General features: G+C 57.5%; 17 protein-coding genes. 14 read left to right on the forward strand and 3 right to left on the reverse strand.

Annotated elements, in window-relative coordinates; genetic code table 11:
- Positions 1-101 precede the first annotated feature (101 nt).
- The 9 genes from ACZ5Q2_RS15065 (at position 102) to infA (ending at position 6,939) form a co-directional block, all read left to right on the forward strand.
- Positions 102-692, forward strand: a complete 591-nt coding sequence (locus ACZ5Q2_RS15065) for a PilZ domain-containing protein (RefSeq protein WP_061331002.1) — start codon at positions 102-104, stop codon at positions 690-692.
- 102 nt (positions 693-794) lie between these two features.
- Positions 795-1,097, forward strand: a complete 303-nt coding sequence (locus ACZ5Q2_RS15070; protein WP_061331001.1) for a hypothetical protein — start codon at positions 795-797, stop codon at positions 1,095-1,097.
- Between the two features lie 151 nt (positions 1,098-1,248).
- The gene (locus tag ACZ5Q2_RS15075; protein ID WP_061331000.1) at positions 1,249-2,250 is read left to right on the forward strand and encodes an agmatine deiminase family protein; all 1,002 of its coding nucleotides are present in this window, start codon (positions 1,249-1,251) and stop codon (positions 2,248-2,250) included.
- Positions 2,247-3,170, forward strand: a complete 924-nt coding sequence (locus ACZ5Q2_RS15080; protein ID WP_061330999.1) for a carbon-nitrogen hydrolase — start codon at positions 2,247-2,249, stop codon at positions 3,168-3,170. Before ACZ5Q2_RS15075 ends, ACZ5Q2_RS15080 begins: the two co-directional genes overlap by 4 nt.
- 7 nt (positions 3,171-3,177) lie before the next feature.
- Entirely contained in the window at positions 3,178-4,089 is a 912-nt protein-coding gene (locus tag ACZ5Q2_RS15085) for an AAA family ATPase (RefSeq protein WP_061330998.1), read from the forward strand.
- A 152-nt stretch (positions 4,090-4,241) separates the two neighbouring features.
- Positions 4,242-5,195 carry a thioredoxin-disulfide reductase gene (trxB, locus tag ACZ5Q2_RS15090; protein WP_061330997.1) on the forward strand — a complete coding sequence of 318 codons (954 nt, stop codon included), beginning with the start codon at positions 4,242-4,244 and terminating at the stop codon, positions 5,193-5,195.
- Between the two features lie 16 nt (positions 5,196-5,211).
- The gene (gene aat / locus ACZ5Q2_RS15095) at positions 5,212-5,925 is read left to right on the forward strand and encodes a leucyl/phenylalanyl-tRNA--protein transferase (protein WP_061330996.1); all 714 of its coding nucleotides are present in this window, start codon (positions 5,212-5,214) and stop codon (positions 5,923-5,925) included.
- Positions 5,926-6,639, forward strand: coding sequence for an arginyltransferase (locus tag ACZ5Q2_RS15100; RefSeq protein WP_061330995.1), 714 nt, complete (start codon positions 5,926-5,928; stop codon positions 6,637-6,639).
- 81 nt (positions 6,640-6,720) lie between these two features.
- Positions 6,721-6,939: a translation initiation factor IF-1 gene (infA, locus tag ACZ5Q2_RS15105; protein ID WP_058089554.1), complete on the forward strand. Its 219-nt coding sequence runs from the start codon at positions 6,721-6,723 to the stop codon at positions 6,937-6,939.
- A 78-nt stretch (positions 6,940-7,017) separates the two neighbouring features.
- On the opposite strand, the gene ACZ5Q2_RS15110 is transcribed toward infA, so the two are convergent.
- From ACZ5Q2_RS15110 to clpS, 3 genes are all read right to left on the reverse strand, one after another.
- A complete protein-coding gene (locus ACZ5Q2_RS15110; RefSeq protein ID WP_227510066.1) occupies positions 7,018-8,067 on the reverse strand; it encodes a putative solute-binding protein in 1,050 nt (349 codons plus the stop codon).
- 240 nt (positions 8,068-8,307) lie between these two features.
- Positions 8,308-10,578 (reverse strand): ATP-dependent Clp protease ATP-binding subunit ClpA, encoded by a 2,271-nt coding sequence (gene clpA / locus ACZ5Q2_RS15115; protein WP_058089552.1) that lies wholly within the window; start codon positions 10,576-10,578, stop codon positions 8,308-8,310.
- An 18-nt stretch (positions 10,579-10,596) separates the two neighbouring features.
- The gene (gene clpS, locus ACZ5Q2_RS15120) at positions 10,597-10,956 is read right to left on the reverse strand and encodes an ATP-dependent Clp protease adapter ClpS (RefSeq protein WP_061330994.1); all 360 of its coding nucleotides are present in this window, start codon (positions 10,954-10,956) and stop codon (positions 10,597-10,599) included.
- 344 nt (positions 10,957-11,300) lie between these two features.
- Between clpS and ACZ5Q2_RS15125 the strand changes: the two genes are divergently transcribed.
- From ACZ5Q2_RS15125 to hflD, 5 genes are all read left to right on the forward strand, one after another.
- Positions 11,301-11,612 carry a cold shock domain-containing protein gene (locus ACZ5Q2_RS15125; RefSeq protein WP_058089870.1) on the forward strand — a complete coding sequence of 104 codons (312 nt, stop codon included), beginning with the start codon at positions 11,301-11,303 and terminating at the stop codon, positions 11,610-11,612.
- A gap of 132 nt (positions 11,613-11,744) precedes the next feature.
- Positions 11,745-12,374: a pseudouridine synthase gene (locus ACZ5Q2_RS15130; RefSeq protein WP_061330993.1), complete on the forward strand. Its 630-nt coding sequence runs from the start codon at positions 11,745-11,747 to the stop codon at positions 12,372-12,374.
- 2 nt (positions 12,375-12,376) lie between these two features.
- A complete protein-coding gene (locus ACZ5Q2_RS15135; RefSeq protein ID WP_061330992.1) occupies positions 12,377-12,826 on the forward strand; it encodes an NUDIX hydrolase in 450 nt (149 codons plus the stop codon).
- 50 nt (positions 12,827-12,876) lie between these two features.
- On the forward strand, positions 12,877-14,055 hold the full coding sequence (gene mnmA, locus ACZ5Q2_RS15140; RefSeq protein ID WP_061330991.1) for a tRNA 2-thiouridine(34) synthase MnmA: 1,179 nt from the start codon (positions 12,877-12,879) through the stop codon (positions 14,053-14,055).
- Positions 14,052-14,672 carry a high frequency lysogenization protein HflD gene (gene hflD, locus ACZ5Q2_RS15145; protein ID WP_058089547.1) on the forward strand — a complete coding sequence of 207 codons (621 nt, stop codon included), beginning with the start codon at positions 14,052-14,054 and terminating at the stop codon, positions 14,670-14,672. Before mnmA ends, hflD begins: the two co-directional genes overlap by 4 nt.
- The last annotated feature ends 18 nt before the right edge of the window (positions 14,673-14,690 follow it).

Below are 14,690 nucleotides of genomic sequence, written 5' to 3' on the forward strand. Positions count from 1 at the left end.
CTTCTGGCCTGTCGTGGTTTGGTACCCCGGATCACTCGCGAGCCTCCGGGAAACTGCTAAACTACTCTTTACCAATAAAATTTCAGCCCGCCGGAGACCGAATGCCAGGCTCGCCTATCACGCCACCGATCACCGATGCCAAAGCCGACCGACGCGAGTATTTCCGGATCGAGGACCGTATTGGCCTTGAAATCCGCCGTCTCTCCGGGAACGCTGACAGCGAGCAGGATGATCCGTTCAATGGATCGCCACTGGAAAGCCTCAAAGCTGAATTCCGCCGGCTGGACCAGGACGTAAAAGCACACCTCGCCAGCCTGGCGGAACGTGACCGGCTACTGACCGGATTAATCAAATCCATGAACAGCAAGCTCGACACGCTGGCGCGCATTATCGCCTTTGAGCAAAATCCGTTGCAACCGGAGGACTGGCAGGATGTGACTCTCAGCGAGGGTGGCCTGTCGTTTTTCAGCAGCACCCCTGCCTGGAACCAGGGCGACCGTATTGCGGTACGTATGACCCTGCCACCGGAACTCTATCAACCTCAAGCCATTGCAGAAGTTCTGAGCGCAGAGGTAGATGATCGGGGCGGAGCAAGGGTTCACACCGAGTTCGTTCAACTTGACGACAGTAGCCGCCAACAAATTGCCCGCCATGTGATGCGTTGGCAAATCCGGCAGCGGCAAAAAGAGTAAACTTTGAAAAAACACTGACTTTTGCCCGTTTTTTCGGGATATTACGTTTTATCCATGTCCTGCGGTATCGTTCGCGGGAACCAGGCATTAATGGAGAACCCAATGAAGAACAAGCGAAACCTGATTACCGCCGTGGCACTGACGTCCCTGATGTCTGCCGGCCTGGCAACCAACCTGCAGGCCGAACAGCTGAAAATTCCCGTTGGCAGCCAGGCCGATCGCAGCCAGGTCAGCCTGCCGACCACCGGCATGACCCAGGCCTCGGTTCGCAACCGCTGGGGCGCTCCTCAGGATATCCAGGGGCCAGTAGGTGAGCCTCCAATCAGCCAGTGGCACTACTCCGATTTTATCGTCTATTTCGAACACGACCGGGTGCTACACACTGTCGTCAAGCGCAACCGCTAATCCCCCTCCGGACAAAGGTCCCATTTTTCCGCCCACGGCCTGACGTTGTGGCAATGGTCAGATAGAATGGCGGCTTTTGCGAACCAAGGTGACAAATACAGTGACATCCAAGCGAGTGTTGCCTGCGGAGTGGGCGCCCCAGAGCGCAGTCATGTTGACCTGGCCTCATCCGGGCACTGACTGGGCCCGGATAATGGACGAGGTTGAACCTGTCTTCCTGAACATTGCTCACCAGGTGCTTCGATTTGAGCATCTGGTGATCAGTTGTGAATTTGTGGCACGGCTGCAGAAACTCGGCCAGGAACTGAACCATTTCGCAGAAGAGAACGGCCTTCCGGGGCGTGTGATCACCGTCCCGGCACCTGCTAACGACACCTGGGCGCGGGATCATGGCCCGATAACGGTCGACACCGGCGACGGCCTCACCCTGCTGGACTTCCGGTTCAACGCCTGGGGTGGCAAGTTTCCGTGGGAAAAAGACAACGCGCTTAACCAGCACTTGGCGAATGCCGGCGTCTTTGGCGGCCATCGTTTGCAGTCTGTGGACTTCGTTCTGGAAGGCGGCTCCATCGAGTCCGACGGCCAGGGCACGGTCCTGACCACCAGCGAATGCATGCTGACACCGTCCCGAAATCCCTCCATGGACCGCTCGGCTATTGAACAGTTACTGTCGGAACTTCTGGGGGCCGATCGGATTCTCTGGCTGAACCACGGCTACCTGGCCGGTGACGATACGGATAGCCACATCGACACGCTGGCTCGATTCTGCGCCCCCGACCACATCTGCTACGTCACCTGCCCGGACGTAGCCGATGAACACTACAGTGCACTGGCAGCCATGGAAGAAGAACTGCAGGAGTTCCGGCAGAAGGATGGCAGCCCCTATCAACTGACTGCCCTGCCCTGGCCGGATGCCATCCATGATGAAGACGGCGAGCGCCTGCCCGCCACCTACGCCAACTTTCTGATCATCAATGGCGCGGTTCTGTTGCCTGTGTACGATGTACCGCAGGATCAGGAAGCCATCCGAATCATGGCCGACATTTTCCCTGACCGGGAGATTGTTGCGATCAACTGCCGCCCGCTGATCCAGCAGCACGGCAGCCTTCACTGTGTCACCATGCAGATTCCCGCAGGAGTGGTCACTCTATGACTAGCCGGCCCGAGAACCCGCAGCTGAAGATTGCGGCCATCCAGCAACAGTGCACCGACGACAAGGCCGCCAGCCTCGCCACGTCTGAGAAACTGATCCGTGAAGCCACCAAGGGCGGCGCACAACTGGTGGTGCTGCAAGAGTTGCATGCCACGCTGTATTTCTGCCAGACAGAAGACACAGACATTTTTGAACTGGCGGAGCCCATTCCCGGCCCCACCAGCAACCGGCTGGCAGATCTCGCCGGCGAACTGGAGATTGTTCTGGTCGGCTCCATCTTCGAACGGCGCATGAACGGCGTCTACCACAATACCTCGGTGGTGTTTGATACCGACGGCAGCCTGGCTGGCATCTACCGCAAGATGCACATCCCCGATGACCCGGGCTTCTACGAGAAATTCTATTTCACCCCCGGTGATGCCAGGTTCAATGATGGCCGCAGCGGCTTCACCCCGATCAACACCTCAATCGGAAAACTGGGCGTTCTGGTGTGCTGGGACCAGTGGTACCCGGAGGCAGCCCGCCTGATGGCGCTGGCCGGTGCTGATATCCTGATCTACCCCACCGCCATCGGTTGGGACATTACCGACGACCCAGCCGAACAGGCCCGGCAGTTGGAGGCCTGGGTCACAGTGCAAAGGGGCCACGCCGTCGCCAATAACCTGCCCGTTATTGCACCCAACCGGGTTGGCACCGAACCTGACCCCACTGGCCAGGGCGAGGGCATTCGATTCTGGGGTAACAGCTTTATCTGTGGCCCTCAGGGCGAGTTCCTGGCCAGGGGGGATGACCAGAGCGAGTGCATCCTGACCGCCACACTTGATCGCAGCCGCACCGAATCCGTTCGGCGCATCTGGCCGTATCTCCGTGATCGTCGCATTGATGCCTACGAAGACATTCTGAAACGGGTACTGGACTGAGGCCTGCATGAAACAAAAGATGGACAGCGTTGTTACCGAACTCAACAAAATACTGTTGGGCAAGGACACCCAGGTTCGGCTGGCCCTGTGTGGATTACTGGCCCGCGGCCACCTGCTGATCGAGGACATTCCCGGGATGGGCAAAACCACCCTGTCCCACGCCCTGGCCAAGATCATGGGCCTGAGTTATCAGCGCATCCAGTTCACCAACGATCTGCTACCCGCCGATGTTCTGGGCTATTCCATGTATGACAAGCAGGCCGGCAGCCTGGTATTTCATCCGGGCCCGATTTTTGCCCAGGTTGTACTGGCAGACGAGATCAACCGGGCCTCGCCCCGTACTCAAAGCGCGTTGCTGGAAGCCATGGAAGAGCGACAGGTGTCCATTGAGGGCGAAACCCGGCCACTGCCCTCGCCGTTTTTCGTGATTGCCACCCAGAACCCCATCGAACAGGGCGGCACCTTTCCGCTGCCCGAATCCCAGCTTGACCGCTTCCTGATGCGCCTGCGCCTGGGGTATCCGGATCCGAAGGCCGAGCGGGAACTGCTGGAAGGCGAGGATCGCAAGACCCTCACAGACAGGCTCCAGGCCATCCTCCCCCACGACCAACTGCAGGCACTGCAAGGTGCCGTGGACGAGGTCACTGCCAGCCCGGCCCTGCTGGATTACCTCCAGCGTCTGCTCGAACAAAGCCGTCGCATGCCCGGCCTGCTGTATGGCCTTTCCCCGAGGGCTGGCCTCGGTCTGCTCCGGGCCGCCAAAGCCTGGGCACTGATGGCAGGCCGCAACCATGTGCTGCCAGACGATATCCAGGCGGTCTTCCCGTCCGTTGCCGAGCATCGCCTCGAGCAGGGAGAGTCCGGCAAAAGCAAAGAAAGGGTCCGGCAGCTGCTGACCACCGTCTCAGTACTTGAATAATTCCGCAATGCCCATATAGCGAAGCTTAATTGGCCGCATTATCGGAAACGAATGGCAGCCTGGTTATTTCATGTTAGCCTTTCGACTTCTTAATTAATCAACAGTCCGCACGGCCGGACTGAACCTGACTCCTAATTACCAGCGAGCATTCCATGAGCGAAACCCGACACTCACGACTGATCATTCTTGGCTCCGGCCCGGCCGGCTACACCGCTGCCGTGTATGCGGCCCGCGCCAACCTGAACCCAACACTGATTACCGGTATTGAAGTGGGCGGTCAGCTCACCACCACCACCGATGTGGACAACTGGCCGGGCGATAACGATGGCGTTCAGGGCCCGGAACTGATGCAGCGCATGCAGATGCATGCTGAACGCTTCGAAACCAACATTATCTACGACACCATCAACGAAGCTGACCTGAACAACCGCCCGTTCCGGCTGAAAGGTGATGGCGGAGAGTACACCTGTGACGCCCTGATTATCGCCACAGGCGCATCTGCCATGTATCTCGGGCTGGAATCCGAGGAGAAGTTTAAAGGTCAGGGCGTGTCGGCTTGCGCCACATGCGATGGTTTTTTCTACCGGAAACAGAAAGTCGCGGTGATTGGTGGCGGCAATACGGCAGTGGAAGAGGCTTTGTATCTCTCCAACATCGCTGACGAGGTGACCCTGGTTCATCGCAGGGACAAACTGCGAGCCGAGAAGATCCTGCAGGATAAACTGTTCGAGAAAGCAGAAAACGGCAATGTGAAGATTGTCTGGAACCATACGTTGGACGAAGTTCTGGGCGATGGCACCGGCGTTACCGGCATGCGCATCCGGAGCATGGAAGACGGCAGCACTCAGGATATGGAACTGGCCGGTGTCTTCATCGCCATTGGCCACAAGCCCAACACCGGCCTGTTTGAAGGCCAGCTCGAGATGGATAACGGTTACATCCGCATCAATTCCGGGCTCAATGGCATGGCAACCCAAACCAGCATTCCCGGCGTGTTTGCCGCCGGCGACGTGGCTGATCATGTATACCGCCAGGCGGTTACTTCTGCCGGTTTTGGCTGCATGGCCGCCCTGGATGCTGAAAAATTCCTGGATCAACAGGACTGATCCAGGTAATCGCAACATGACGTCGCTACCCTGGCTGGACCCGGATCAGCTCTGGTTCCCCCCGGCAGACGAAGCACTGGACGACCCGGACGGCCTGCTGGCCCTGGGTGGCGACCTGTCATCAGAGCGACTGTTGCTGGCTTATCGCAACGGCATCTTTCCCTGGTTCAGTGACGACCAGCCCATCCTCTGGTGGTCGCCCAACCCACGGTGCGTGCTCCTCCCCAACGAGATTCATATCTCCCGTAGCCTGCGGCGCACCCTGAACCAGCGTCGTTTCGAGGTCACCGCCGATCAGTGTTTCAGCCGGATCATCCGCCTTTGCGCCAATACCCGTGCCGAGGGCACCTGGATCACCGATGACATGGTCACCGCGTACACTAGGCTACACCGGCAAGGCATCGCCCACTCCATTGAAATCTGGAATCAACAGGGCGAGCTGGCTGGCGGCATGTACGGCCTGGCCCTGGGGCGATGCTTCTTCGGAGAGTCGATGTTTTCTCTGGAGACCAATGCCTCCAAAGTGCTCATGGTACACCTTGCCAACCAACTGGCGGTCTGGGGCTACCAGATGATGGACTGCCAGGTTGAGAGCAGCCACCTGCTGAGCATGGGTGCCAGGGCTATCCCGCGGGCGGAATTTTTATCTATACTCAGGGCATGTGTGGATCGGAAAGCGGATCAGCCAGACTGGACATTCACCTGGCGCTGGCCCGGCCCGGAGGCATGAATGAGCAACCTCAGAACCCTGGTTTTCTTTGCAACACCAGCCCATGATTGCAGCTACCTGCCAGACCGCGAAGCCACCACCATGTTTGTGGACCCACGGGCCCACATCGACAAGAAACTCTACAGCCAGTTGACGGCCCTTGGCTTTCGTCGCAGCGGCTCACATTACTACCGCCCCCACTGTGAAGACTGCAATGCCTGTGTGCCTGTTCGCCTGAAAGTTGATGAGTTCAAGCCTGATCGCAATCAACGGCGGGTGCTGCGCAAAAACCAGGACCTCAGTTGCAGACTGGTGCCAGCCGCCTTCAGCGAGCGCTACTATCGCCTCTATGCCCACTATATAGAAGAACGCCATGAGGACGGAGACATGTACCCACCCTCCCGGGAGCAGTTCATGTCGTTTCTGGTAGAGGGGGCAACAGACTCCTGGTTCCTGGAGATTTCCCTGGACAGTGAACTGGTGGGGCTGGCCGCCGTGGATCTGCTGGACGATGGCCTGTCGGCCATCTACACCATATTCGCCCCGGAACTGGAACACCGAAGCCTGGGAACCTTTGCCGTGCTCTGGCAAATTGAAGAAGCCCGCCGGCGGGAATTGCCCCATCTTTATCTGGGGTACTGGATCAAAGAATGCCGGAAAATGAACTACAAAACCCGCTTTACCCCGATCGAAGCCCTGCGCGACGGCCACTGGCGAGAGATGCAATTGGACTGATTTTTGCCAAACGTTAAGAAATCAGGCAGAATTGCGCAATTTAAAATCACCGAAAGCATTCCCGAACGAGGTTTTTACTGAATGGCGAAATCAGATGTCATTGAAATGGAAGGGGTTATTATCGACACCCTTCCCAACACCATGTTCCGCGTTGAGCTGGCCAACGGTCACGTTGTAACCGCTCACATCTCAGGAAAAATGCGCAAGAACTACATCCGCATCCTGACAGGCGACAAGGTCAAGGTTGAGCTGACTCCCTATGACCTGAGCAAGGGCCGCATTGTGTACCGCGCCCGTTAATGCTCCAGTGACATCTGAAAAGCCCCGCTTCTGCGGGGCTTTTTTGTTAGATCTGGTAAGTCGGGCGTTCGCTGACCATCATTCGCGGTTCTGATCCGAGCATTCCATGGCACCCGGGTTTGTATAACAACGTATCTTGCGCAGAATCGTCATCATATCTTCGTGATAAACAGCGGCGGCCAACTGGGCCTCTTGCCCTTTATTCGACAGTAGATCTATGCGTACCTGCCTGAGCATTTCCTGATACTCCCGCATGTCCTCCGGACCAATATCCACCCACCGATCACTTGGTATACGGTCCTCGAATTGCCGAATAACCCTGATGGCATCCGGATAGAGCCGGGCCATCAGTTTCCGGGACTCCCGAACAAACTCGGGACTGAATGCACCTTCCCGCGCCACCAGCTGTATTGTCACCTGACCGACCGGGTAGCGAATGATGCCACCCCGATCGCCTGCCCCACGGAACATTTCAAGCACTTCCCAGGCCGCTGCCGGCGCATAGCTCATGTCAGCCTGACCTGAGTTGAAAACCCGGGCAAAGTTCGAGATCTTCGCCGGCACCGGCTCGGCACCCACAAACTCCACCATATGTCGGGCATCATGGTGGCCTTCAAAAACCGTGATGCGTTTACCCTTGAGCGCTTCAACGTGGTTAATGGCCCGGTCATTGACGAACAGGTAAGCCGCGCCCATGGGCGCGACACCAAGCACCTCATAGCCATCCTGGCTCAGGTGTCTCGCGATACGCGGGCTGGCAAGACCATGCAGCAAGACCCGCAAGTCTTCATAATAAGGTACGGCACCGATGGCGCTGATCGAACCGGTAAAATCGTTGAAATGCCGCACCCCCATATCGGTGAGTGCCACCAGGTCACACTGGCCCTCGCGAAAGTCCCTGATGGCCAGGTCTTCATCTGTGTAGGGCTGCATCACCAGAGACGTACCTGCGGAGACTGCGCCGCGCTGGTAATCACGAAGCAACTGATAGACAAAGCCGTTAGCGCCGGCCACATCAAACACGCAGAACTGCTTTCTTTCGGTAGCCGCCAGTGCCGGGCGAACCAGGAGCACCAACAGACCAAAAATCACTGCCAGGGTAAGGGGAAATTCACGGAACGTCCTCATTGGGCTGCTTCCTTATCGTTGTTATTGGCAAGCCGTGGCAAATCGCCACGCATTCTTTGCCTTAAACTGACAGAAGTTGCCCTGAAATGGATTGACAGCACGGCCAGGCGCTGGGGCCTGCTTCGGTCAACCGGTTAACAGCCAGCCCACCTGCACCAAGACAGCGCCCGTCAAGGCGCACCACAAAAAAACCGCTGCCGGGCATAGCCCGGCAGCGGCTTCCATTACCAACGATTGCGGTCAAACCGCTTCGGCTGGCTCGTCCTCATAGTCAAAGACCAGCTCATCATCCTTCAATTGAATGAACACGTCTCCGCCCTTCTCCGACAACCGGCCAAACAGGATCTGCTCAGCCAGCGGCCGCTTGATCTTGTCCTGAATCAGGCGAGCCATCGGTCTGGCACCCATGGTGACATCGTAGCCCTTCTCTGCCAGCCAGGATTTAGCCGCATGGTCCACGTGCAGCACCACGTGCTTCTCATCCAGCTGGGCCTGAAGTTCGGTCAGGAACTTGTCGACCACGTGGGTGATGGTTTCCTTCTGCAGGTCGGCAAACTGGATAATGCCGTCCAGGCGGTTACGGAACTCCGGCGTGAAGGTCTTGGTGATCACTTCCATGCCATCGGTGCTGTGGTCCTGCTCGCTGAAGCCAATGGAACGACGAGCCATACTCTCGGCACCGGCGTTGGTGGTCATCACAAGAATCACATGGCGGAAATCGGCCTTCCGACCGTTGTTGTCGGTCAGGGTACCGTGGTCCATCACCTGCAGCAGCAGGTTGAACACTTCCGGGTGCGCCTTTTCAATTTCATCCAGTAACAACACGCAGTGCGGGTGCTTGTTAACCGCCTCGGTCAGCAGGCCACCCTGGTCATAGCCGACATAACCGGGAGGCGCACCAATCAGCCGAGACACGGTATGCCGCTCCATGTACTCAGACATGTCGAACCGCACCAGCTCTATGCCAAGCACCTTCGCCAGCTGTTTGGTCACTTCTGTTTTACCAACCCCGGTTGGGCCCGCAAACAGGAAGGCGCCTTCCGGTTTCTCCGGCGCTTTCAAGCCGGCACGGGCCAGCTTGATCGCCGTGGCCAGAGATTCGATGGCCGGGTCTTGTCCGAATACCACCATTTTCAGATCGCGCTCAAGGTTACGCAGCAGATCCTTGTCGCTGGTGGACACGTTCTTCGGCGGAATCCGGGCGATGTTCGCGACCACGTCTTCGATGTCGGTAACATCAATGGTCTTCTTGCGCTTGTCTTCCGGCTGCAGGCGCTGCCTTGCGCCGGCTTCGTCGATCACATCGATGGCCTTGTCTGGCAGATGCCTGTCGGTGATGTAGCGGTCCGCCAGCTCAGCAGCCACCCGAAGCGCCTTGTCGGTGTACTTCAGGTCGTGGTGCTTCTCGAAGCTCGGCTTCAGCCCTTTGAGAATCTGGTAGGTATCCTCGACACTTGGCTCGTTCACATCGATCTTCTGGAAGCGACGTGCCAGAGCACTGTCTTTCTCAAAGATGCCGCGGAACTCCTGGAAGGTGGTGGAGCCGATGCAACGCAACTCCCCGGAGCTCAGCATGGGCTTGAGCAGGTTGGACGCATCCATCACCCCGCCCGAGGCCGAACCTGCCCCAATAATGGTGTGGATCTCGTCAATAAACAGAATGGCGTGATTCTGCTTCTTCAGATCACTCAGCAAGCCCTTCAGGCGCTTCTCAAAATCGCCCCGGTACTTGGTGCCCGCCAGCAGGGCGCCCATATCCAGGGAATACACCACCGCATCGGAAATGATCTCCGGTACCTGGCCATCCACAATTCGCTTGGCCAGTCCTTCGGCAATAGCGGTCTTGCCAACACCGGCCTCGCCCACCAACAACGGATTGTTCTTGCGACGACGCACCAGTATCTGGACCACACGCTCTACTTCGTGCTCGCGACCAATCAACGGGTCGATGCGGCCCTGACGGGCCTGCTCGTTCAGATTGGTGGCATAGCTTTCCAGCGGCCTGGACTGGGAGCCTTCCTCGCCGGCCTCTTCATGGGCAGCATGGTCCGCGCCTTCCTGGTCTTCCGCGCCCTGAACCCGGGAGATACCGTGGGAAACGAAATTGACCACATCAATCCGGGCGATGCTCTGCTTCTTCAGGACATATACCGCCTGGCTCTCCTGCTCGCTGAAGATAGCCACCAGTACATTGGCACCGGTCACCTCTTTTTTGCCAGAGGACTGGACGTGGAATACCGCTCGCTGCAGCACGCGCTGGAATCCCAGCGTTGGCTGGGTTTCACGCTCGCTGTCTGTGCTTGGAATTAATGGTGTAGTGGAGTCGACAAATTCGACCAGTTCATCTTCAAGGCGCTTGAGATCTGCACCACAGGCTTTGAGGACACCCACCGCCGATTCGTTATCGAGGAGAGCCAGCAACAAATGCTCGACCGTCATGAATTCATGGCGCTTATCACGGGCATTTTTGAAGGCCGTATTCAGCGTAATTTCCAGATCTTTGCTCAGCATGGGCCACCCCGCCGTCTATCAGTCCGCACGTTCAATCTCGCAAAGGAGCGGATGCTCGCATTCCGAAGAATACTGGTTCACCTGTGCCGCCTTTGTTTCCGCGATGTCACGGGTATATACCCCACATACGGCTTTTCCCTGCGTATGGACGAGCAGCATCACCTGCGTCGCCTTTTCTTCGTTCATTCCGAAGAACTTCATCAGTACATCCACCACGAAATCCATGGGTGTGTAGTCATCGTTCAGGAGCACAACCCGATACCGGGCCGGGCGCTTCAGAGCTGGCTTCTCGGGCGCAACACTAACACCTTCATGACGCCCGGGCTGTTCGTCCTCCCCCTGATTAAATACTAGTAGAGAATTCTCAATTGTCCGCATGGTTCTGTTTACCGGTTATTCGGTTTCCTGACTAAATGTGGTTGCCCGCAACCCGGTTTTCAAGCGAAAGCCCGGTTCAAGCGTGAGTTATTTATCAATACGGACATGATACCGCTTCCGGACCTTGTTGAACCACTCATTCGGCGACTACTGCCCCTTGACTCGAGCCCGGGTTTGGCCGACAGTTAAGGTGCATTGTAAAATAATGTAAACCTGTGCAACCGGCATGTAACAGCAAGCGACACCTGCCATGCCGAATCGCACCATTTATGACCCGGCCCGTCCGGGTCTCAGGCAGCAATTCCAATAATAAGAGTGACAGCAAAGGAACAGGGGAGTTCATCATGCCTAGAGGCAAGGTCAAATGGTTCAACAACGCCAAGGGATACGGCTTTATCATCGAAGACGGCTGCAGCGATGACCTGTTCGCCCACTTCTCTTCGGTGCAAATGGACGGCTACAAAACGCTGAAAGCTGGCCAGGCGGTCACCTTTGAGAAAAAGCCCAGTGACAAAGGGGTGCACGCCGTCAATATCGTTCCTGACGAAACTCAGGCGAAGCAGCCCTCTGAAATTGGGGGCAAACAGTCTGAGCCGTCCTCCCGGGACCAATCGTCAGGCCGGGACGGATATCCGCCCAGAGCCGTTAACGCCTGAGAAGGCGCCTTGGCCAATCACTCTCACCTGCCAGTTCAGCTGGCAGGTACGTTTTTTTATGCTTTTTTCACAGGGTTTTATCCTTTACGCTTGCCGCTTTCGAGCACCCGTTAGCGAGACAGGACCCCGTGCATGGCGGAGCTGATTCTTTTCAACAAGCCATTTCAGGTATTAAGTCAGTTCACCGACGAACGCCAGAACAACCCCCGCGCAACACTTGCCGACTGGATCAAGAAACCCGGCTTCTACCCCGCTGGCCGGTTGGACTACGACTCTGAAGGCTTGCTTCTGCTGACCAATCACGGCCCCCTGCAACATCGAATTGCCGCACCTGACAACAAAATGCCAAAAACCTACTGGGTTCAGGTGGATGGTGAGATTTCCCAGCAGGCCATTGAGCAGCTTTGTCAGGGTGTCAAGCTGAAAGATGGGTTAACCCGGCCCGCTACAGCCCGCCGAATGAACGAACCGACCGTCTGGCCCAGGGTTCCGCCAGTCCGGCACCGGGAAACCATTCCGACCAGCTGGCTTGAGCTCACCATCACCGAAGGCCGTAACCGCCAGGTACGGCGCATGACAGCAGCCGTTGGCTACCCTACCCTTAGACTTATTCGGTACCGGATTGGTGACTGGACACTCGACAATCTCGAGCCCGGGCAGTATCGGCTTGAGACCGTGCACCTGCCTGACAGCCCGGCAACCGGCAAACCGAAACCCGGCCGCCCGAAATCCCGGCCGGTCAGACACAGGAGACCTCGTTAACCATGACCTGGAAACCCCATGCCACCGTCGCCGTTGTGGTCGAAAACGAACAGGGTCAGTTCCTGCTGGTTGAGGAAATCAGCAACGGCAAAGTGGTGTTCAATCAACCAGCGGGCCACATTGAAGAAAACGAAGCCGTGCTGGATGCGGTGTGCCGTGAAACCCTGGAAGAGACCGGCTGGGAAGTGGAGCCTCAGTTCTTTTTGGGCGTATACACTTATAAAGCACCGGCCAACGGCGTTACCTATCACCGCTTTTGCTACGCCGCCCGCGCGACAAAGCAGGTCACCACGGAGCTGGACACCGGCATTATTCAGCCGCACTGGCTCAGCATTGAAGAAATTCGGGGACTCGGCGACAAGCTCCGCAGCCCTTTGGTGCTGCGCTGTATCGAGGATTACCGAAATGGCCGGCAATTCCCCCTCGATGTAGTGGTGGATGACCAGACGTAATCACCACAAGATGATAAAATCGCCGTTTTCAACCGGCTACCGAAAGGCTCATGATCCAGAATCCTGACTCCAGTACTCCCAAGAACACCCGCGTGATTGTCGGCATGTCCGGCGGCGTGGACTCCTCTGTTGCCGCCTGGCTGTTGAAAGACCAGGGCTACCAGGTGGAAGGCCTGTTCATGAAAAACTGGGATGAAGACGACGGTACTGAGTACTGCACCGCCATGACCGACCTCGCCGATGCCCAGGCAGTGGCGGATGCCATTGGTATCAAGCTGCACACCGCCAGTTTTGCGGCTGAATACTGGGACCGGGTGTTTGAGCACTTTCTGTCAGAATACAGCGCAGGGCGCACCCCCAACCCGGACATCCTGTGCAATAAGGAAGTGAAATTCCGGGCGTTTCTGGATTATGCCGTCACCCTGGGTGCCGACTACATCGCTACCGGCCACTACACCCGCCAGCGCCCTCTTAATGATGGCACTGGAAAGGCTCAACTGCTGAAGGGTCTGGACCCCAACAAGGATCAGAGCTACTTCCTGCACGCGGTGTCTGGTGACCGTATTGCGCGCACCCTGTTCCCGGTAGGAGAGCTGGAAAAACCGGAAGTTCGCCGTATTGCCGAGGAACAAGGCTTTGTTACCCACGACAAAAAAGATTCTACCGGTATCTGCTTCATCGGCGAGCGCAAGTTCACCGACTTCCTGAAACAGTACCTGCCGGCCCAGCCCGGCGACATCGAAACACCGGATGGCAAAGTGATCGGCAAACATCAGGGCCTGATGTATCACACCATCGGCCAGCGCCAGGGGCTGGGTATCGGCGGCCTCGCGGAATTTGGTGACGAGCCCTGGTATGTGGCTGAAAAAAACCTGTCCCGCAATGTACTGATTGCCGTTCAGGGCAAGAACCACCCACTGTTGTTTTCCCGCGGCCTTGTGTCTGGCGCCATTGACTGGGTGGCCGGTGAGCCGCCCGCCCAGAGCTTCCGCTGCAAAGCAAAAACCCGCTATCGCCAGCCAGATCAGGACTGCGAAGTGACCGTTATCGAAGGCGGCGTCAAAGTGGTCTTTGACGATGCCCAGCGGGCCGTCACCCCCGGCCAGTCAGTGGTGTTCTATCAGGGCGATGTCTGCCTGGGCGGCGGCGTGATCGAACAAACCTGGCGGGATGGCGAAGCGCTGCCATCACGGCTGGAGCTAACTGTCGATGCAGGGGCCCGCGCATGAGCAAATCCCTGCACGACCAGACCCTGGCGTTGGCTGGCCTGTTCCAGGCAGCAGCACTGGTGCGGCAGATTGCCCATAATGGCAGCTGTAGCGACGAGTCCCTGGAAACCTGCATACGCTCTCTGTTCGCCACCGATCCCGCGTCCACCCTGGATGTTTACGGGGGCGAATTGTCCGACATCCGTGAAGGCCTGGAGGCCCTGTCTACCTCACTGGCGCAACAGAGCCGCCCACAGGACGTCGAGATATTGCGATACGTGCTGAACCTCGTTCATCTCGAGTCCAAACTCAAACGCGACGGCGACATGCTCGATGTGATTGGCAGCCGGATTGAACAGGCACGGCATACCGCCAGCCACTTCGGATACACCCACAGCAACCTGATCGGCAATCTGGCGTCCATTTACACAGACACCATCAGCACGTTCCGCCTACGCATTCAGGTCAGCGGCAACCCCCAGGTGCTGCAACGGGAAGAAAATGCAGCGAAGGTCCGCGCCCTGTTGCTGGCTGGTATCCGCTCGGCAGTGCTCTGGCGTCAGAGCGGCGGCCACCGCTGGCAGCTGATCTTCAAACGCAAAAAGGTCATCATGCACGCCCGGGAGTTGCTGCGCTGATTCGCGGCGCCCTCTGGT

The sequence above is a fragment of the Marinobacter alkaliphilus genome, from assembly GCF_055394375.1.